This is a genomic window from Klebsiella michiganensis (assembly GCA_000963575.1).
In the GTDB taxonomy this organism is placed as follows: Bacteria; Pseudomonadota; Gammaproteobacteria; order Enterobacterales; family Enterobacteriaceae; genus Cedecea; species Cedecea michiganensis_A.
Genome location: CP011077.1, coordinates 1676645 through 1696616, shown reverse-complemented (window position 1 = coordinate 1696616; position 19972 = coordinate 1676645). Strand labels below are relative to the sequence as shown.

The window sequence follows — 19972 nt, the reverse complement described above, 5'->3', positions numbered from 1 at the left end:
AGAAAAAATCAAATCGTGCGGCGGGCGAAATCTTTCAGCCTGAACCCCAACAGCAGCAGTGTCGCAAAATAAGCGACGACACCTGCCACCACGACCACCATCAAACGCAGCAGTCGATAAGGCATATTGCCCAGATCCCACGCCGGCATAACGTACATTATCCCGATCAGTACCGCGGACATGACCAGCACGGCCACTACCAGACGAAGCAGAAACGCGGCCCAGCCCGCCTGCGGCTTGAAGATGTCCTGCTTACGCAGCTGCCAGTACAATAGCGAGGCGTTAATACAGGCTCCCAGACCAATCGACAGGGAAAGCCCGGCATGTTTCAGCGGGCCGATAAACGCGAGGTTCATTAGCTGGGTCAAAATCAGCGTCACGATGGCTATTTTAACCGGCGTTTTAATGTCCTGCCGGGAGTAGAAACCTGGTGCCAGAACCTTGACGACGATAAGCCCCATCAGGCCGACTGAATACGCCACCAACGCCCTCTGGGTCATCAGGGCATCAAAAGCGGAGAATTTACCGTACTGGAACAAAGAGACGGTCAGCGGTTTGGCCAGAATCCCCAGCGCCACCGCGCTTGGGAGCGCCAACAGGAAGCAGAGACGCAGCCCCCAGTCCATCAGCCGGGAATACTCATCATGATTGCCGGTGGCAAAACTCTTCGCCAGCGACGGCAGCAAGATGGTGCCGAGTGCCACGCCTAAAACGCCGGACGGAAACTCCATCAGGCGGTCAGCATAATACATCCAGGAAACCGAACCGGACACCAGGAACGAAGCAAATATGGTGTTGATGATCAATGAAATCTGGCTGACGGAAACGCCGAGGATCGCCGGGCCCATCTGCTTGATAACCCGCATTGCCCCCGCATCCTTAAAGCTGATACGCGGCAGCACCAGCATGCCAATTTTCTTCAGGTGCGGCAGCTGGTAGGCCAGCTGTAACACGCCCCCTACCGTCACCGCCCAGGCCAGAGCCAGAATCGGCGGATTAAAGTGCGGGGCGGCAAACAGCGCAAAGCCAATCATGCTGAGGTTAAGGAACGTCGGGGCGAACGCCGGAACAGAAAAGCGGTTCCAGGTATTTAAAATCGCGCCCACCAGCGACGCCAGCGAAATCAGTAAGATGTATGGGAAGGTGATGCGTAGCAGGCTTGAGGTCAGCGCAAATTTATCCGCCGTGTCGGCAAAACCCGGTGCCGTAACCAGAATAACCCACGGGGCAGCGAGCATCCCGAGCACGGTGACCAGCGCCAGTGCGAGGGTTAACAGCCCGGACACGTACGAGATAAAGACGCGCGTTGCATCTTCGCCTTGCTTACTTTTGTATTCGGCCAGAATCGGCACAAACGCCTGGGAGAACGCGCCTTCGGCAAAGATTCGGCGCAGCAAATTCGGCAACTTAAACGCGACAAAGAAGGCATCTGTCGCCATCCCTGCCCCAAATACCCTTGCCACAATGGCGTCGCGCGCGAAGCCAAGCACGCGTGAAAACATGGTCATCGAGCTGACGGCCGCCAGCGATTTTAATAGGTTCATTTATTCTGTTATTCCACAAACATGAACGCCTGCAATGCAGGCGTACATGGATGATGACAAGTCGGCATAGTCTACCGATACGGCGCTGAATTGCTACCGCGATATGTTACAGCTTATTCGCTAATTGCCTCGCGCCAGAGCTTCTCCACGACACGCTGCGCCACCAGAGCCTGCTCGCCGGACGTTTCAGGCGCAGTCTGGTTTGCCACACAGTCGATAAAGTGCCGCGCACACCCCGTAAAGCCGCGCTGTTCCAGGGTGGTTTGCCAGCCCGGAATCGGCTGCTCTACCACGCCAGCCCCGCACTCTTCCCGCCACTGACGCATGTCGGTCACTTCATACAGCCCGCCGTCAGTCACCGCCTGCACCCACTCACGCTGGCTTCCGGCGCGGCGATGCATACTGGTGGTCACGCTCAGACTTCCCTGACTGAAATGGTGTTCGGCGTACAGCATTTGCCCCGACTCGTTGGTTTGCAACGTCCCGCTTTGCAGTTGGGCGGAGCCGCCTCCAAGCCAGAGTGCGGTATCCACGACGTGAAGATAGTCATCGAGCAGCGTGAAGCGCAGGTCTCCAGGGCCAACGCTGTCGCTGCGATGTTTATCCATGCGCAAAGATGCCCCGGCAGAGAGCTTTGCCTTTAGCTGCTGATAGCGCGGGGCAAAACGGCGATTAAAGCCCACCATCAGGGTGCGTTTTTTGCGCCCGGCAAGCTCCACCAGCCTTTCGGCGTCGGCCAGGTTTTCAGCCAGGGGTTTATCCACGCAGACGCTAACGCCCGCATTGAGCAGCTCATTCACCACCGCGTAGTGGGCACTGGTAGCGCTATGGACAAAGACGGCGTCGCACTGCGCCGCGAGATTGCTCAGGGAATCGACATACGGAATGCGCCAGGTTTCACACACCGGTAATGCTTTAGCTTTGGTTGGTGAAAATGCCCCCACCAGCGACCAGTCGCCGGATGCACCGAGCACTGGCAACCAGGCTTTCTGCGCGATACCGCCCAGCCCCACGACACCGATACGTAATTTAGTCATCCTTAATCCCCCAGATGGGCGAGCAATGAATCCAGTCGCTGTTTAAGTTCGGCGACCTCGGTTTCCAGCGCGTCCACTCGCGCGCTGAGATCGTCTGGAACCGGGCTGGCGATTTGCTCCTGGGCCACAGAGGCTTCAACCTCCCCGCTAAAAAGATGCATATAGCGGCTTTCGCGTTTGCCGGGCTCCCGCGGCAGACGCACGACAAACGGCCCGTCGTCACGGCCGGCCAGCCCTTCCAGCGTCGCTTCTACCTGCGCCATATCGGTGAACTCAAACATTCGCCCGGCCCGGCTGCGCAGCTCACCCGGCGTTTGCGCGCCACGCAGCAGCAAAGTGGTGATGACCGCCACTTCTGCCGGCGTCAGCTTTAAATTACCAAACTCTGAATTGCAAAAACGCTGCTCGTATTTCGTCACGCGGTTACCAAACCCGCTGACGGTACGCAAATAGTGGCCTTTTACCAGCCCGTCCAACGTGTCCTGGACGTCATGCTCTTTCAGATCCATCACCGGTTCACGGTTGGTTTTCTGATTACAGGCGGTCACTACGCCGTTGACCGACATCGGATATTGCTCTGGCGTAGTGAGCTGTTTTTCCAGCAGGCTGCCGATGACGCGAGCTTCAATCGCCGTTAACTGATATTTCATCTTTTAAACTCCACGACCTGGGGTCCAGTCTTGATTAACCAGCGCGGTGAGAACGTGATCTCGCCATACTCCGTCAATCAGCAAATAATCCTTTGCGTAACCTTCTTTTTCGAAGCCCAAACGCGCCAGCAAATCGCCGCTGCGCTGATTATGCGGCATATAGTTGGCCATAATACGATGGACATTCTGGCTACGCTGCATATAGCGAATTGCGCTGGTCAGCGCCTCATACATCAACCCCTGCCCCTGCCACTTTTCAGCGATGGAATAACCGAGGTAGCAGGCATGGAACGAACCGCGCACGACGTTGGAAAAGTTAGCGACGCCGATGACCTCTTTTTCTTCCGGGTCGAGCAGCGCAAAGTAGTACGCACTGCCCTGCTTGTGCATTTCACTTATCATGCCCAGCCTGGCCTGCCAGCCCGAAGGATAGCAGTAGCTCTCATCCCGAATGGGTTCCCAGGGTTTCAGAAATTGGCGATTCTCGGTGTAGTAATCTGCCATACGCCAGGCGTCTCGCTCATGGACCAGACGCACCACCAGTCGGTCAGTCACCAGGCGAACTTTTGGGGCGTTACTGCGGTAGCCAAACATGTTTATCCCACTCCTTCATCCCGGTTAACGGGGGTCATCTGGTTACTATACCTGTGCCTGGCCGTCGTGTGAAAACAACAACATGACGCAACATCACTTTTTTCGATGAAAGCCTTGAATCAAACTCGTTGAACGATAAAAAAATATTGTCCTGCATCAGGTATTAAAAGCCCGAACGGCAAGCGAGAATAAGTACTTGTCGCGTTTAATTAAGTTCCCTGGAGGGGAGATGTCGCGGGTGGCGCAGGCAAGGAGCCTGGGTAAATATTTCCTGCTGCTTGATAACATGTTAGTGGTATTGGGCTTTTTCGTTGTCTTCCCTTTGATTTCCATCCGCTTCGTTGACCAGTTGGGCTGGGCCGCTTTAATGGTCGGGATTGCCCTGGGGCTGCGTCAATTCATCCAGCAGGGACTGGGCGTCTTTGGTGGCGCAATTGCCGACAGGCTGGGGGCAAAACCGATGATCGTCACCGGGATGCTGCTGCGTGCCGCCGGGTTTGCCACCATGGGTATCGCGACTGAGCCCTGGATGCTGTGGCTTTCCTGCCTGCTCTCCGCCATTGGCGGGACGCTGTTTGACCCACCTCGCTCGGCGCTGGTTGTCAAACTGGTTCGCCCTCAGCACCGGGGACGTTTCTTCTCAATCCTGATGATGCAGGACAGCGCTGGCGCGGTTATCGGCGCCCTGTTGGGTAGCTGGCTGTTACAGTATGACTTCCGCCTGGTGTGCGCCGTCGGGGCCGTGATGTTTGTCCTGTGTGCGGCGCTTAACGCCTGGCTGCTGCCGGCCTATAAGCTTTCAACTATTCGCACCCCGATGCGCGAAGGCATGGGCCGCGTGTTCCGCGATAAACGTTTTATTACCTATGTCCTGACGCTCACCGGCTATTACATGCTGGCGGTGCAGGTCATGCTGATGCTACCGCTAATGGTCAACGACATCGCCGGTACCGCGTCGGCGGTAAAATGGATGTATGCCATTGAAGCCGCGCTTTCGCTGACGTTGCTCTACCCTATCGCCCGCTGGAGTGAAAGACGCTTCCGCCTGGAGCAACGCTTAATGGCCGGCCTTGTGCTGATGACTGTGAGCCTGATGCCTATTGGCCTGGCGTCCAATTTACAGCAGCTTTTCGCCCTGATTTGTACCTTCTACATCGGCTCAATCATCGCTGAGCCCGCCCGGGAAACGCTCAGCGCTTCGCTGGCGGATGCTCGCGCTCGCGGTAGTTACATGGGGTTCAGCCGTTTAGGCCTGTCGCTGGGCGGCGCGCTCGGCTATACCGGCGGAGGCTGGCTGTTTGACGCGGGAAAAGCCCTGCAGCAACCGGAATTACCCTGGGTTATGCTCGGTATTATCGGCTGTATCACCCTTGCCGCCCTGTGGTGGCAGTTTAGCCTTAAACCCGTGGAGCCAACGATGCTTGAGCCCGGTGGTCAGGGATAATTTTCTCGTATCATCTTTTTCCGGTAGCCGCTCCCGCCGTGCCGCATTATGCTGATTAAGAAAGGCACGGCATTGGAGCCACTATTTTGAGGAAGCCTATGAAGAAGATTGTTTTTGCCGCAGCATTGATGCTCAGCGGCCTGCTCTCAGGATGCAACCAGTTAACGCAGTACAGCGTGAGCGAACAGGAGATTAACCAGTCGCTGGAAAAACACAATAACTTCTCGAAGGACATTGGCCTGCCCGGCGTGGCCGAAGCCCATGTGGTGTTAACCCATTTAGTCAGCCAGATTGGACGGGAAGAGCCGAATAAAATTACGCTGACTGGCGATGCCAATCTCGACATGACGTCACTGTTTGGTAACCAGAAAGCTATCCTGAAGCTCAAACTGAAAGCGCTGCCGGTGTTTAATAAAGAGCAAGGCGCCATCTACCTGCAGGAAATGGAGGTGGTGGACGCTCAGGTCGAACCGCAAAAAATGCAGACCGTACTGCAAACTATGATCCCCTACCTTAACCAGTCCCTGCGCAGCTACTTCAATCAGCAGCCTGCTTACATCCTGAGCGAGGACCACAGCACAGGTGAGTCGCTGGCGAAGAAATATGCCAAAGGCATTGAAGTTAAGCCGGGAGAAATCATCATTCCCCTAACGGAATAGCCCCGCCCCCTCAGAGCCATTTTTCTGCTCTGAGGGTTTTGCACAACATCTGCAACATAAGGGGTGCAAACGATAACGTTTCCCCTTATCCTTAGTGCCCGGCATAAAACCAGCCCTTGATGACTGATTTCCCTCTCACGCCGGAGCACATTGATGACCGCATTACCTCAGGTATTAAAAATCCGCCGCCCAGATGACTGGCATATTCACCTTCGTGACGGTGAGATGCTGAAAACCGTGGTGCCATACACCAGCCAGACCTATGGCCGTGCGATTGTCATGCCCAATCTTGTGCCTCCTGTCACCAGCGTGGACGCCGCTATCGCTTATCGCCAGCGTATTCTTGATGCGGTCCCGGCCGGGCAAAAGTTCGAACCACTGATGACCTGCTACCTGACCGACACTCTTGATCCCAACGAAATAGAGCGCGGTTTCAATGCAGGGGTATTTACCGCCGCCAAGCTTTACCCCGCCAATGCGACGACCAACTCCGCTCACGGCGTGACCAGCACCGCGGCGATCCTGCCAGTGCTTGAACGTATGCAGAAAATTGGCATGCCGCTGCTGGTGCACGGCGAAGTCACCCATGCTGACATCGATATTTTCGATCGCGAAGCACGCTTCATTGAAACCGTCATGGAGCCTCTGCGCCGCCAGTTGCCTGAGCTGAAAGTGGTGTTTGAACATATCACCACCAAAGATGCCGCCCAGTATGTGAAAGAAGGCAACTCGCTGATTGGCGCGACCATCACGCCTCAGCACCTGATGTTTAACCGCAACCACATGCTGGTGGGCGGGATTCGTCCGCATCTTTACTGCCTGCCCATCCTGAAACGCAGCGTCCACCAGGAGGCACTGCGCGAACTGGTGGCCAGCGGCTGTGAGCGCGTGTTCCTTGGTACCGACTCTGCGCCACACGCCCGTCATCGCAAAGAAGCCAGCTGCGGCTGCGCCGGGTGCTTCAACGCGCCGTCCGCGCTGGGTGCCTATGCAACGGTATTTGAAGAGATGAATGCGCTGCAGCATTTTGAAGCTTTCACGTCACTGAACGGCCCGCGCTTCTACGGCCTGCCGGTCAATGAAGAGCACATCGAGCTGGTTCGTGTGGCAGAGAAAATGCCAGAGCTGATTGAAGCCGGTGACGACAGCATCGTGCCGTTCCTGGCGGGTGAAGAAGTCGTCTGGTCGGTTAAAGGCTAAATTTTTCAACGCCCCCTGTTGCTTACCGGATATTTAACCTGTATAAATATCCAGTATATTGTACAGGGGGTCGTTATGCGTATTGAAGTGACTATAGCCAAAACCACACCGTTGCCACCCGGGGCTATCGACGCCCTTGCCAGTGAGCTTTCCCGCCGTATCAATCAACATTTTCCCGACACCAGCAGTGAGGTGCAGGTACGTTATGCATCCGGCAACAATCTTTCCGTGCTGGGCGGCGCCAAAGAAGACAAAACGCGAATCAGCGAGATACTCCAGGAGACCTGGGAAAGCGCTGACGATTGGTTCTCTGCCGACTAATACCCTCAATTATGTTGGTACTTTTTTGCCGGGTGTCGCCATCCGGTTTTTTTATTCCCCTCGTTTACCTGATTATTTTTTAAACGCCACTAAAGTCTTTCTTACCCTTCTTTTCGATAACGCCAGAATAGTCTGTCGATTTATTGTTCGCTTTTCCTGAATAATGCGGAAAAATTGTTACCAGGTGATTATTTCATCCCCATGAAGGCCGTAGTATTGATATACTTAAGTCGCTTCACGATAAATCACGCATGAACCTCACTAGCCGTTGTCTTTAAACACGTATAAAAGGGGTTATGATGGAAAAAAATAGTGATGTTATTCAGACTCATCCCCTCGTCGGATGGGACATCAGCACCGTCGACAGCTACGACGCCATGATGCTGCGCCTGCATTACCTGACATCCAATAATCAGAAGCACGATGAAACCGAGATAGGCCAGACGCTCTGGCTGACCACCGATGTCGCCCGGCAATTTATTTCCATCCTTGAGGCCGGGATAGCCAAAATTGAATCCAGTGATTACCAGGAAAGCGATTATCGCAAGCATTGACGACACATGCTTAACAATGGCCACAGGCACCCAGCGGGGTGCCTTTTTTATTTTAAGCGACGCCGTTAATTGCATCGCTCCGGTGAATTAATTACCCTGCTACAGATAATTTTCCACAGAGAAAAGCTTATGAACTACGACCTCATCATTGTCGGCAGCGGCTCCGTCGGTGCCGCCGCAGGCTGCTATGCAACACACTCGGGCCTGAAGGTACTGATGATCGACAGCGGCCACCCGCCTCACGACCAGGGCAGCCACCACGGCGATACCCGCCTGATGCGCCATGCCTATGGCGAAGGTGAAAAATATGTTCCGCTGGTCTTGCGCGCGCAAAAGCTGTGGGATGCCCTAGCCGAGGCCAGCGGCGAGAAGCTCTTCCATCGCACCGGGGTCATTAACCTGGGGCCGGCTGATTCTCCGTTTATTCGCAATGTCGCCTCCAGCGCAGAGAAATTTTCCCTGCCGGTTGAAACGCTGGACGCCGCCGCCATTACCGCCCGCTGGCCGGAGATTGCGGTGCCTGAAAACTACGTAGGCCTGTTTGAGACGGACTCCGGGGTATTGAGAAGTGAGCTCGCCATCGAGACCTACATCAACCTTGCTAAACAGGGTGGCTGCGCCCAGCTTTTTAACTGCAAGGTGACGGCAATCCGCCACGGCGACGACGGCGTGACGGTCGTGACCGAAGAAGGTGAATATCACGGGAGTAAGCTGCTGGTCAGCGCGGGTACCTGGGTCACCAAACTGCTGCCTGACCTGCCGGTCACGTCGGTACGCAAAATCTTTGCCTGGCACCAGGCCGATGGCCGCTACAGCGAGAACAACAAATTCCCGGCGTTTACCGCAGAAACACCCAACGGCGATCAGTATTACGGTTTCCCGGCGGAAGACAACGAACTGAAACTGGGCAAGCACAACGGCGGGCAGGTGATTGACTCGCCCGAGCAGCGCAAACCCTTTGGCGCCGTCGCCAGCGATGGGTCTGAAGTCTTTCCTTTCCTGCGCGAATTTTTACCCGGCATCGGCTGTTGCCTGCACGGCAAAGCCTGTACCTATGACAATTCACCGGATGAAGACTTCATCATTGATACCCTCCCCGGCCACGACAACACCCTGATCATCACGGGGCTGAGCGGGCACGGGTTTAAATTCGCCTCCGTTTTAGGCGAAATCGCCTGCCAGTTTGCGCTGGGTCAAAAACCCGCCTTTGATTTATCTCCATTCGTACTTTCTCGCTTCAAAACGGCGTAGAATCCCCAGGTGGCGGGCACTTCCGCCACTTTTCTGCGGGGCAATCATGATTCGGTTTATTCAATTTTTAACCAACAATATCCGCACACATTTTATTCTGTATCTTATTCTCTGGGCAATTCTTGCGCTGCTCGATCTGGCTTATATCTATTTCTTTTAATTACTCAGGCGTATGCTATATTGACAAATACTGACGAAAAATTAATTAAATATAGTTTTACGACAAATAATTAACCGCCAATTTATATTCCTTCCAACCAAAAAACCATATTCATTCGACTATATTGAATGCATTATGCAAGTGTTATTCAAAAAAACAGATATACAATAAATATATTTCGAAATAAGAATATTTATGTTGATCTGCTGTTAACAGTACGCCTATGTTTTAACTTCTTTAGAAGACTCATGGACGCACAAATATGCAATGGCGAAACTCATCCGAACGCTATGGACATTTTTCGGTTCTGCTCCACTGGCTGGTCGCCGCCACGGTTTACGGCATGTTTGCGCTCGGACTGTGGATGGTCACGCTAGGCTATTACGACATCTGGTATCATAAAGCCCCTGAGATACATAAAAGCATCGGCATATTGTTAATGTCCGTTCTGGTTATCCGTATCCTCTGGCGTTTTATTTCCCCTCCGCCGCCACCGTTAAAAAGCTATTCACGCCTGACGCGCATCAGTGCACTTATCGCACATATTTTGCTGTATGTATTATTGTTCGGCATTTTGCTGAGCGGGTATCTGATTTCAACGGCTGACGGAAAACCTATTAGCGTATTTGGCTGGTTTGATGTGCCTGCCACTCTGACGGATTTCGGGGTCCAGGCCGACTTTGCCGGGACAATTCATCTCTGGCTGGCGTGGACAGTGGTAATAGTTTCCCTGCTACACGCCCTCGCAGCCCTGAAGCACCATTTTTTGGATAAAGATGACACCCTCAAACGCATGCTGGGGAAAGCCCCCCGTTAACTATGGAGAGTAAGACAATGAAGAAAATCCTGCTGGGAGCCACCTTAAGTGCTCTGTTATTCACCACCGGCTCTGCCGTTGCCGCTGATTATAAAATTGATAAACAGGGTCAGCATGCGTTTGTGAACTTCCGCATTCAGCATCTCGGCTATAGCTGGCTGTACGGCACCTTCCGAGATTTTGACGGAACCTTTACTTTCGACGAGGCAAACCCTGCGGCGGATAAAGTCAACGTCACCATCAATACCACCAGCGTGGATACCAATCACGCCGAGCGTGATAAACACCTGCGTAGCGCAGAGTACCTCAACGTGACTAAGTTCCCGCAGGCCACCTTCGTCTCAACGGAAGTGAAGAAAGACGGTGAGAAGCTGGATATTACCGGTAACTTGACGCTGAACGGCGTGACGAAGCCGGTCACCCTGAACGCTAAACTGATTGGCCAGGGGAACGATCCGTGGGGGGGCGTACGGGCAGGCTTTGAAGCTGAAGGAAAAATCAAGCTGAAGGACTTCAATATCACCCAGGATCTGGGCCCGGCATCCCAGGACGTTGACCTGATTATTTCTGTCGAAGGCATACGCCAGTAAAAAAAACAACGCCCCCGGTCAGCCGGGGGCATTTTATTACTTCTCCGGATCCGGAATACCCAGCGTGGTATTCAGCATCCCGCGAGATTTATTAAAGATCTTATTCCCGTTTTCGCGGCCAGCCCTGCGGCGGCGCTGCTCTTCAGGAGATAATGCCAGCTCATCGCGACAAACTTCACTGCAGCAGCCTGAGAATTTCTCTGCGCAGGCCGGGCACTGAATAAACAGCAAGTGGCAGCCGTCATTTTTGCAGTTAGTGTGGCTGTCGCACGGCGTTCCACACTGATGACAATGGGCGATCACATCGTCAGAAATACGCTCCCCCATGCGCTCATCGAAAACAAAGTTTTTTCCGACGAAACGCACCGGCAGCCCTTGTTCACGCGCGCGGCGCGCATATTCAATGATCCCACCCTCAATGTGATACACGTTTTTGAAGCCGTTATGGCGCATCCAGGCGCTGGCTTTTTCACAGCGAATGCCGCCGGTGCAATACATGACAATTTTCTTCTCTTTGTCATCCTGCATCATATCCACGGCTTTCGGCAGCTGTTCACGGAAGGTATCGGCCGGGATCTCCACCGCGTCCTCGAAATGCCCCACTTCATATTCGTAATGGTTACGCATATCGATAAATACCGCGCTCGGATCGTCGAGCATGGCGTTCACTTCTGCAGCTTTCAGATACTCACCCACGTCACTTGCATCGAACGTAGGATCGTCAATACCGTCAGCCACAATACGGTCACGCACTTTCATGCGCAGCACCCAGAAGGATTTGCCGTCATCTTCAAGCGCAATATTCAGGCGCAGATTATTTAATGCCGGATGGAAGGCGTAAATCGCTTCCCGGAGGGCATCAACGCGGCTTTCCGGGACGCTAATCTGAGCGTTGATCCCTTCATGCGCCAGATAGACGCGGCCAAACACGTTGAGGCTCAGGAACAGCTGATACAGAGCATCGCGGGTCGCCTGTGGCGCTTCGATATTGAAATATTTGTAGAATGAGATGGTCGTGCGCGGCTCGGTTTCGGCAAGCATGCGCTCACGCAGCTCCTCATTCGATACGCGGTTGTGTAACACTGGCATGGTGTTCGCTCGCAATCGTTGGAAAAAAAGTGGGCTGCATCATAAAGCAAATAACGCTTATTTACATCCCCACGTTTTGCGCTACATTTTCCTCACTCAACGGCATTCGCGGCAACAATCGATGAAATATCAGGCACTCTGCCGCCGCTTATTTTGGCTCCGCGCCAAAAAATGTCACAATGGAATGATTAGAAGATCCGGCAATTGCCGTCACAAAGGTTTTACATGACGAACTTACCGCAATTCTCTCGTGCATTGCTGCACCCGCGCTATTGGCTCACCTGGCTGGGCATCGGCTTTTTATACCTGCTTGTACAACTCCCCTACCCGGTACTTTACCGCGTTGGCTGCGGACTAGGCCGGCTGGCAAAACGCCTGATGAAACGTCGCGCGAAAATAGCCTATCGCAACCTTGAGCTCTGTTTCCCGGAGATGAGCGAGGAAAAACGCGAACAGATGGTGGTCGCCAACTTCGAGTCCGTTGGTATGGGGCTGATTGAGACCGGCATGGCCTGGTTCTGGTCCACTAAACGTATCAATAAGTGGTGCCACTACGAAGGTGTCGACATCGTTAAGGGTATCGAAAAAACGGGCCAGGGCATTCTGCTGATTGGCATTCACTTCCTGACGCTTGAGCTGGGCGCCCGCATTTTCGGGATCAAAACCCCGGGCATAGGCGTCTATCGCCCAAACGACAATCCGCTGCTGGACTGGCTGCAGACCTGGGGGCGCATGCGTTCCAATAAGAGCATGATTGACCGCAAAGATCTGAAAGGCATGATCCGCGCGCTTAAAAATGGCGACATCATCTGGTACGCCCCGGACCACGATTACGGCCCGCGAGGCAGCGAGTTTGTACCGTTCTTTGCCGTTGAACAAGCGGCCACCACGACGGGAACCTATACGCTAGCCAAACTCTCCGGCGCCTGCGCCGTGCCGTTTGTTCCCCGTCGCCTGCCAGGCGGCAAAGGCTACGAACTGACAATTATTGAGCCAGAGTTGAACCCGCCGCTTGAAAGTCCGGCTGAAACAGCGCGCTGGATGAACAAAATCGTCGAGAAGTGCATCCTGATGGCGCCAGAGCAGTACATGTGGCTGCATCGCCGCTTTAAGACACGTCCGGAAGGGATGCCGGACCGCTACAAGTAACGTTCAGAGGCCGCCTTTTCAGGCGGCTATTTTTTTGCCGATCGTTTGATCGAAAAAGCCCTTTGATTTGCCAGCCCAATGCCAACAGGCGCATAATTAGCAGAGTAATAATTCCCTCTCTTTTCTTTGGCACTGGCAACTTCGGAGCGGTATGACTCCCCCTGACAGCACTATCAACTGGAAGCGTAATCTGGCCGTCGTCTGGGTTGGCTGCTTCCTGACCGGCGCGGCCTTCAGCCTGGTCATGCCCTTCCTCCCGCTCTACGTCGAACAACTCGGGGTCACCGGCCACAGCCAGCTCAACATGTGGTCCGGGCTGGTCTTCAGCATTACTTTCCTGTTTTCTGCCGTGGCCTCCCCTTTCTGGGGCGGGCTTGCCGACCGTAAAGGCCGAAAACTCATGCTGCTGCGTTCCGCGCTTGGCATGTCTATCGTGATGCTGCTGATGGGTCTGGCGCAAAACATTTGGCAATTTCTGGCGCTTCGGGCTCTGCTCGGCCTGCTCGGTGGGTTTGTGCCCAATGCCAACGCGCTGATAGCCACCCAGATACCGCGCCATAAAAGCGGCTGGGCGCTCGGCACGCTGTCTACCGGGGCGGTCAGCGGTGCGCTGTTAGGCCCGCTGATGGGCGGCCTGATGGCGGACAGCTACGGGCTGCGCTCGGTGTTCTTTATCACCTCGCTGGTGTTGTTTATCTGCTTTGTGATGACGCTATTTTTTATTCGCGAGTCGTTCACGCCGGTTTCCAAAAAAGACATGCTGCACGCCCGCCAGGTGCTGACCTCATTGAAAAATCCCCGCCTGGTACTGAGCCTGTTTGTCACCACGATGATCATACAAGTCGCCACCGGCTCTATCGCGCCGATTTTAACGCTCTACGTGCGCGATCTGGCCGGCAACGTCAGCAATCTGGCGTTTATTAGCGGAATGATTGCTTCCGTGCCCGGCGTAGCGGCGCTAATCAGCGCCCCAAGACTCGGCAAGCTAGGCGATCGCATTGGCCCGGAAAAGATCCTGATTGGCGCGCTGACGATCTCCGTTCTGCTGCTCATCCCAATGTCGCTGGTACAGAACCCGTGGCAGCTCGGGATCTTGCGCTTCTTGTTAGGTGCCGCCGACGGCGCGCTGCTCCCCGCCGTGCAAACGCTGCTGGTCTATAACTCTTCCAACCAAATCTCAGGCCGGATCTTCAGCTACAACCAGTCTTTCCGCGATATTGGTAACGTCACCGGCCCGCTGCTCGGGGCCGCTGTTTCCGCCAGCTACGGCTTCCGTACCGTATTCCTGGTCACCGCCAGCGTGGTGCTGTTTAACGCCCTTTACTCATGGATGACGCTGCGCCAGCCCGCCGAACGAATGCGAATTCCGGGGGAATAAGTCTCTGCCTTGCAGATTTTCCCTCCGCGTCGACACTTAACTGGAAATCGTAACGGAGCACCCGCGCCCTGGTCTTTACCACAGGGAGATGGGTATGGGCATGGGTATGGGTATGGGTATGGGTATGGGTATGGGTATGGGTATGGGTATGTATTTTGAAGACCTTTCAAATTTTTTACCCATATTCTATATCAGTTATAAACAACCATCTCAAATTGCTTAATTATCAGAAATCAAAATACTCTAAAAGCTTATACTTACTATCTTTCACTTTATTTAAATAATCTTTAAGCTCTTTATCCATGTCTATGAGCATACTAAATCGGCCAATAGCAACATTATGAATGCCTTGATTAATAATACTAATAAAGCCATCCATGATGCATAACCCTCCCATTCATATGGTATATATATGTGTTATTAAATAAAATCAATGCAAATTTGTTTCATAACAAAATCAATTAACTCATTGATGAGTTCTTTATATTTATCAACTTAAGCTATCAGCATCTTCCCAGTAACACACTAATGGATATACCACACATTTTAATCTGTGATATCAATTTATTACATGTGTCATTTAAATTATTCATTTCATTATTTGTTGATGCTTTCCTTTTTTCGATGTATAAAAATATTTCCATTGCATATCCTCAATTATTATTTAAAGCCACTTCCAGAGAAGATGGATCCATATCAAGCCACATATTTATACCATTTAATAAACTCTGTATAATCTTAATATTATATAAGGCTGATGATGATGCTTGTATAATGAGAACTACTCAATTAGCAACTTCCATGCATATTTATGGCAAACACCACCGCTCCCTACGGTACAATTCATACGCCATAGTTTGCAAAATTTGCGGCATGGGTAATAACCTTGTATTCGGATTCTGTCCCATATAAGAGCCTATAACAGCTTCTGACGTTTTAATCTTACCGAATGGTGGGTTGTCATACGAGATATCAAAACGTTCACTGGTGGGGTACTGGAGAGTATCCCTGATATTGATACTTCCATTGATATTCCTTTGTTAGATTGTTTTCCTTGTAGGTTTCAGTAGTTAAAAAAGCTGATTTCATGGGGGATGTTACGCCCCCCACTAATTTTTGCAGTAGTGAAAATCCATTCAATGAATTAAACTGGAATTTATGTTCAAAAATACACATCATTATAACAGAGCGGGAATTATGAGCATCTTGAAAAAAATAAGAGAATATATTGTAGACAGTGGTAACTCTCATCCTTCAACACCGCATCAATTACAATGCAATAATGCAGATGAGCAATTATTCAGGAATGGTTACTTCAAAGAAAAAAATTCCTACTTTAAAAGTTTGCTTGGCAAAAGATTAGAGGGTAGAGATTGCCTCATAGATAGTGACATGCCAATTCTCAAAGAAGCATATGATAAAGCACATCTGAAGGTTCAATTTGAAATTGACCTGCACTGGAGAAGAACAACTCATATTTTGACTTTGATTCTCGCATTGCTTGTCGCAACAGGCACGATTCTAGGGTTATATTTAACAGCAAAAAATGAACAAAAGTATTTTTATGCTGTAATTACACTTATATTATCTATTATCAGCATATTTGCATCTCGAACATCTCTCGCGATGCTTAACATGAGTCATAAATGGTGCCAAAACTGGGAATTACATGTTGTTATCTTAGAGCCTTTGTTTGCTGGAAAGCTTTATCAAACACATTTAGGAATTGGTAAAAAACGCCCATCCATGTCAAAACTTAATAACATATTTATTTGGATTGCGTTTTCATGTTGGATGACACTTTTTGAAATATCGATACTAGTTTTATCATCAAATATTATAAACTTTTTAATTGCAACAATTATAACATATGCTTTCATGTCTTTCTCTTATTTTCTGATAGGACATGCAATTTTGTCAGAAGATGAAAAAACAATTCATTATGAACTTACACAATATGGAGCAACACCAATTGATAATAACGATCACTTTTATTATCTAAAAATAAATCTTAAAAACATAAAAAGACAGCTAACTTACTTCATCAGTTTTATTTCCGCAATGCTCATTGCAACATTCTTGCTTGTACATTACACATCGACAGTAGAAATAAACTTGACTGATTTACCTGACTTATTGAAAATGAATACAAACATTCTTATACCTTATCTTTTTTAATAAAGGACTTCACAAATGAAAACAGTTTATCATTACTGTAGTGCAGAGACATTTTTAAGCGTGATAAGGTATAAGAAACTCTGGCTAGGTGATATCCGATATATGAATGATCATATGGAAGTAAAATGGTTCATGGAGGCTTTTAAACAGCTATTAGATTCAGAACTCACTGATTATCAACACAAAGCACTTTATAAAAACATAATTGAAAACCAATTAGTAACAAAACCTTATATAAGCTGCCTATCGCAATCTGGTGATATTTTAAGTCAATGGAGAGCATATGCACAGGATGGGCAAGGTATAGCCATAGGTTTAGATTCATGTAAACTTGAAGTAGAAATGAATAAAACCATACGTATAAACACACTTGTTAAAAATAGTTTTTATTTGAACAAAGTAAATTATCTATCGGTTGAGGATGTTAAAGATCTTATTATTAAGACTCTAAATGAATACCCAGATGTCCTCACTTTTTTCTCTAATGAAAACCTTGATTTCTCTAATATCCCACAGGAACTACAGAATAGAATTGCATTTTTAGGAAGGACAATATTACATATGTCTTTACATTTTAAAAACCCAGCCTTCAATGAAGAAAAGGAAGTCCGACTAATTTACAACCACCTACCGGATCATCATACTGATAAAAAAGAAAACCGTAGCCATTCTGATTTTTTAAAAAGTAAGACCATACGTATATCACAAGGGAATTTGACATCACATTATGAATTCCCTATTCCAAACGGTGCCATATCAGAAATAATAATTGGCCCAAAATGTAAGTTTGATATAGATGATGTTAGAGAGTTTGCTAAATTAAGTGGACTCTCACAGGATATTTTTGTGGAAAAATCCAAGGCAAGTTATCGCTAACAAAATCATACTTTGATAATGATAGCAGCCTCTCCATAGCGTGTTAGTTTCAGTATAGATAATCCTATAGTGCTGTAGTTCCACGCTATTAATACAAACATCACCTGACCCTGATCCAAAATCCTGCTCCATTCAGAAACAGAATTCCGGCATGATGACCACTCCCCCGAGCGGAGGTTGTGCCGATGAAAAAGTCACGATTCACCGAAGAGCAGATTGTCTTTGCCCTGAAACAGGCCGAACTGGGGACGTCCGTACCTGACGTCTGCCGAAAACTCGGTATCTCCGATGCCACTTTTTACACATGGCGTAAGAAATACGGCGGAATTTCCCCGTCTGAACTCAAACATATGCGCCAGCTGGAAGAGGAAAACTTGCGACTGAAGAAGCTGGTTGCCGATCTCAGCCTCGACAAGGCCATGCTGCAGGATGTGCTGGCAAAAAAGAACTGACGCTGGCGCGTCTGCGTGAATGGGTCCGTGACCTGCAGGCACGTTACGGGGCCAGGGAGCGGCAGGTCTGTTTGCGCTACGGATCAGCCGCAGCTCTTTCCGCTACCGCTCTGTAGCGGCAGACGACAGTGCACTCCGCCTGCGAATCAGGGAAATCACCGAAACCCGGATCCATTATGGCTACCGCAGGGTTCACGTCATTCTCAGACGGGAGGGCTGGCGGGATAATCACAAACGCATTTACCGACTCTATCGCGAACAGGGTCTGTCCCTGCGTCTCAAACGCCCACGGCGGAACAAATCGGCGCAGCGACGACAACCGCAGCCTCAGGGGTTGTATCCGAATCACGTTTGGGGCATGGATTTTGTCTCTGATGCCCTGTTTGACGGGCGACGGCTGCGCCTGCTGACAGTTATCGACCTGTATACTCGCGAATGCCTGGGAATTTGCGTGGGCCAGAATTTGCGTTCAACAGAAGTGGCGAAAATGCTGAACAGCATCGCGTTCAGACGGCCCTTACCTCAGTTGCTGAAAACCGATAATAGTTCTGAATTTGCAGGGAAAATGCTGGACAGGTGGGTGTATGAAAGGGGTATCCGCATAGACTTCTCACGCCCGGGAACACCCACGGACAATGCGACCGTGGAGTCGTTCAACGGCAGGCTGCGGCAGGAGTGTCTGAACGAGAACTGGTTCATGTCCCTGGAGAATGCCCGGTGCAAAATCGAGGCCTGGCGCATACACTATAACCAGAGTCGTCCCCATTCTGCACTGGGCTGGATGACACCATCTGAATTCGCCGGGAAATCTGCCGGTTGCCAGAATATGCAACCAACATGAGGCCGGTTATTCCTGATTATGACTGGGGCATATTCGGGGTCAGGGTTACAACCTCGATGATATCTATGTTACGTTTTTTCAAAAACATTAACTCTTCAATCGCATCTTATCCTTGCTTACGCGAGAAGCGGTCTACAGATTCGATGAGTAAACAACCTTCAGTAATCTCTCCATTTGCTGCACGCTAAACTTCCCTTTATAAAATTGCGCCCCTTGTGACCAGACAAAACTGCGTCCGATTCCATAATCTTATGGTTGTTCGAGTCTAATTGACATCAAAGTTCAAAAGGTAATTTCACATCTTCAAGAAAATCTTAAATGGTAGTAATTTTACGAGAAATACCCGACAAATCAAATTGTTGAACACTATATACTCTACTATAGATCCACGCTTTGACAGTTTTCAACTCACCACCTATATCTTTTAGTTAAGCCAACCACGCACTCAATCAGGATGATACTATGAATTCACGAGATGATGTATTTTACAATACCCTGGAAGAAGCCATTGATGCCGCGCGGGAGCAGTATCTTGCCGATAACCCGAGCGTGGATGAAGAGAGCGCCAGCGTCGAGCAGTTCAATTTCCAGAAGTACGTTTTGCAGGATGGCGACATCATGTGGCAGGCCGAGTTCTTTACCGACGACAGCGCGGAAGGCGAATGCCTGCCGATGCTCAGCGGCGAAGCGGCGCAAAGCGTGTTTGACGGTGATTTCGATGAGATTGAGCTGCGCCAGGAGTGGCTGGAAGAGAATACGCTGCACGAATGGGACGAAGGTGAATTTCAGCTTGAGCCGCCGCTGGACACCGAAGAGGGGCGCACGGCGGCAGACGAGTGGGATGAGCGCTAGTCGCTATTCATAAGGCCCGTGGCTGGCGTCAATCGGCAAAAGCAAAGTGTCAAAGATCAGCGAAAACGGCAGGTCGAGCACGGTAATATAACGCCATGCGCCCTCGCGTACATCCCAGCGCACGCCGGGGTAATACTGGTTTCCGTGCCCCTGCCCCGGCACCGTCCGGCTAATAATGCTGCCGCAACCGCTCAGCAGAAAGGCCATTATCAGTACCGCAATTATTTTACCCACACACGCTCTCCTGTTCGGAAGCGCTGAGTATAACCATCGCCGGATAAAAGGCAAAAAAATGCCGACCCTGAGGTCGGCATTGGCGGTTGCTGACAAAGAGGG

21 protein-coding genes are annotated in these 19972 nt (G+C 50.7%); 15 read left to right on the top strand and 6 right to left on the bottom strand.

Features of this window, described 5'->3' with window-relative positions; genetic code table 11:
- Positions 1–8: 8 nt before the first annotated feature.
- The 4 genes from VW41_07995 to VW41_07980 form a co-directional block, all read right to left on the bottom strand.
- On the bottom strand, positions 9–1544 hold the full coding sequence (locus tag VW41_07995) for a membrane protein (GenBank protein AJZ88972.1): 1536 nt from the start codon (positions 1542–1544) through the stop codon (positions 9–11).
- A gap of 113 nt (positions 1545–1657) precedes the next feature.
- The gene (locus VW41_07990) at positions 1658–2581 is read right to left on the bottom strand and encodes a virulence factor MviM (protein AJZ88971.1); all 924 of its coding nucleotides are present in this window, start codon (positions 2579–2581) and stop codon (positions 1658–1660) included.
- A gap of 2 nt (positions 2582–2583) precedes the next feature.
- Entirely contained in the window at positions 2584–3231 is a 648-nt protein-coding gene (locus VW41_07985; protein ID AJZ88970.1) for a hypothetical protein, read from the bottom strand.
- 3 nt (positions 3232–3234) lie between these two features.
- A complete protein-coding gene (locus VW41_07980) occupies positions 3235–3825 on the bottom strand; it encodes a ribosomal-protein-alanine acetyltransferase (protein AJZ88969.1) in 591 nt (196 codons plus the stop codon).
- A 229-nt stretch (positions 3826–4054) separates the two neighbouring features.
- Between VW41_07980 and VW41_07975 the strand changes: the two genes are divergently transcribed.
- From VW41_07975 to VW41_07940, 8 genes are all read left to right on the top strand, one after another.
- Entirely contained in the window at positions 4055–5269 is a 1215-nt protein-coding gene (locus tag VW41_07975) for a multidrug resistance protein MdtH (protein AJZ88968.1), read from the top strand.
- A 98-nt stretch (positions 5270–5367) separates the two neighbouring features.
- Positions 5368–5928: a lipoprotein gene (locus VW41_07970; protein ID AJZ88967.1), complete on the top strand. Its 561-nt coding sequence runs from the start codon at positions 5368–5370 to the stop codon at positions 5926–5928.
- 153 nt (positions 5929–6081) lie between these two features.
- Positions 6082–7128 carry a dihydroorotase gene (locus VW41_07965; GenBank protein AJZ88966.1) on the top strand — a complete coding sequence of 349 codons (1047 nt, stop codon included), beginning with the start codon at positions 6082–6084 and terminating at the stop codon, positions 7126–7128.
- 75 nt (positions 7129–7203) lie between these two features.
- A complete protein-coding gene (locus tag VW41_07960; GenBank protein AJZ88965.1) occupies positions 7204–7449 on the top strand; it encodes a damage-inducible protein I in 246 nt (81 codons plus the stop codon).
- A 299-nt stretch (positions 7450–7748) separates the two neighbouring features.
- Entirely contained in the window at positions 7749–8003 is a 255-nt protein-coding gene (gene bssS / locus VW41_07955) for a biofilm formation regulatory protein BssS (protein AJZ88964.1), read from the top strand.
- Positions 8004–8132: 129 nt separating this feature from the next.
- Positions 8133–9254, top strand: coding sequence for an N-methyltryptophan oxidase (gene solA, locus VW41_07950; protein ID AJZ88963.1), 1122 nt, complete (start codon positions 8133–8135; stop codon positions 9252–9254).
- 422 nt (positions 9255–9676) lie between these two features.
- Complete coding sequence (locus VW41_07945; GenBank protein ID AJZ88962.1) at positions 9677–10231, top strand: cytochrome B561; 555 nt, start codon at positions 9677–9679, stop codon at positions 10229–10231.
- A gap of 17 nt (positions 10232–10248) precedes the next feature.
- Positions 10249–10821 carry a hypothetical protein gene (locus VW41_07940; protein AJZ88961.1) on the top strand — a complete coding sequence of 191 codons (573 nt, stop codon included), beginning with the start codon at positions 10249–10251 and terminating at the stop codon, positions 10819–10821.
- A 36-nt stretch (positions 10822–10857) separates the two neighbouring features.
- Here VW41_07940 and VW41_07935 read toward each other — a convergent pair whose 3' ends face one another.
- Complete coding sequence (locus VW41_07935) at positions 10858–11910, bottom strand: sulfurtransferase (protein ID AJZ88960.1); 1053 nt, start codon at positions 11908–11910, stop codon at positions 10858–10860.
- Positions 11911–12135: 225 nt separating this feature from the next.
- On the opposite strand from VW41_07935, the gene VW41_07930 reads away from it, so the two are divergent.
- From VW41_07930 to VW41_07900, 7 genes are all read left to right on the top strand, one after another.
- Positions 12136–13059, top strand: coding sequence for a lipid A biosynthesis lauroyl acyltransferase (locus tag VW41_07930; protein AJZ88959.1), 924 nt, complete (start codon positions 12136–12138; stop codon positions 13057–13059).
- Positions 13060–13210: 151 nt separating this feature from the next.
- The gene (locus VW41_07925; GenBank protein ID AJZ88958.1) at positions 13211–14437 is read left to right on the top strand and encodes a multidrug transporter; all 1227 of its coding nucleotides are present in this window, start codon (positions 13211–13213) and stop codon (positions 14435–14437) included.
- A 1158-nt stretch (positions 14438–15595) separates the two neighbouring features.
- Positions 15596–16615, top strand: coding sequence for a hypothetical protein (locus tag VW41_07920; GenBank protein ID AJZ88957.1), 1020 nt, complete (start codon positions 15596–15598; stop codon positions 16613–16615).
- Between the two features lie 15 nt (positions 16616–16630).
- The gene (locus tag VW41_07915) at positions 16631–17491 is read left to right on the top strand and encodes a hypothetical protein (protein ID AJZ88956.1); all 861 of its coding nucleotides are present in this window, start codon (positions 16631–16633) and stop codon (positions 17489–17491) included.
- A 185-nt stretch (positions 17492–17676) separates the two neighbouring features.
- Entirely contained in the window at positions 17677–17943 is a 267-nt protein-coding gene (locus tag VW41_07910) for a transposase (GenBank protein AJZ88955.1), read from the top strand.
- A gap of 199 nt (positions 17944–18142) precedes the next feature.
- Positions 18143–18784 carry a transposase gene (locus VW41_07905; GenBank protein AJZ88954.1) on the top strand — a complete coding sequence of 214 codons (642 nt, stop codon included), beginning with the start codon at positions 18143–18145 and terminating at the stop codon, positions 18782–18784.
- A gap of 462 nt (positions 18785–19246) precedes the next feature.
- Complete coding sequence (locus VW41_07900; GenBank protein ID AJZ88953.1) at positions 19247–19636, top strand: secY/secA suppressor protein; 390 nt, start codon at positions 19247–19249, stop codon at positions 19634–19636.
- Positions 19637–19639: 3 nt separating this feature from the next.
- On the opposite strand, the gene VW41_07895 is transcribed toward VW41_07900, so the two are convergent.
- The gene (locus VW41_07895; protein ID AJZ91902.1) at positions 19640–19843 is read right to left on the bottom strand and encodes a lipoprotein; all 204 of its coding nucleotides are present in this window, start codon (positions 19841–19843) and stop codon (positions 19640–19642) included.
- Between the last annotated feature and the right edge of the window lie 129 nt (positions 19844–19972).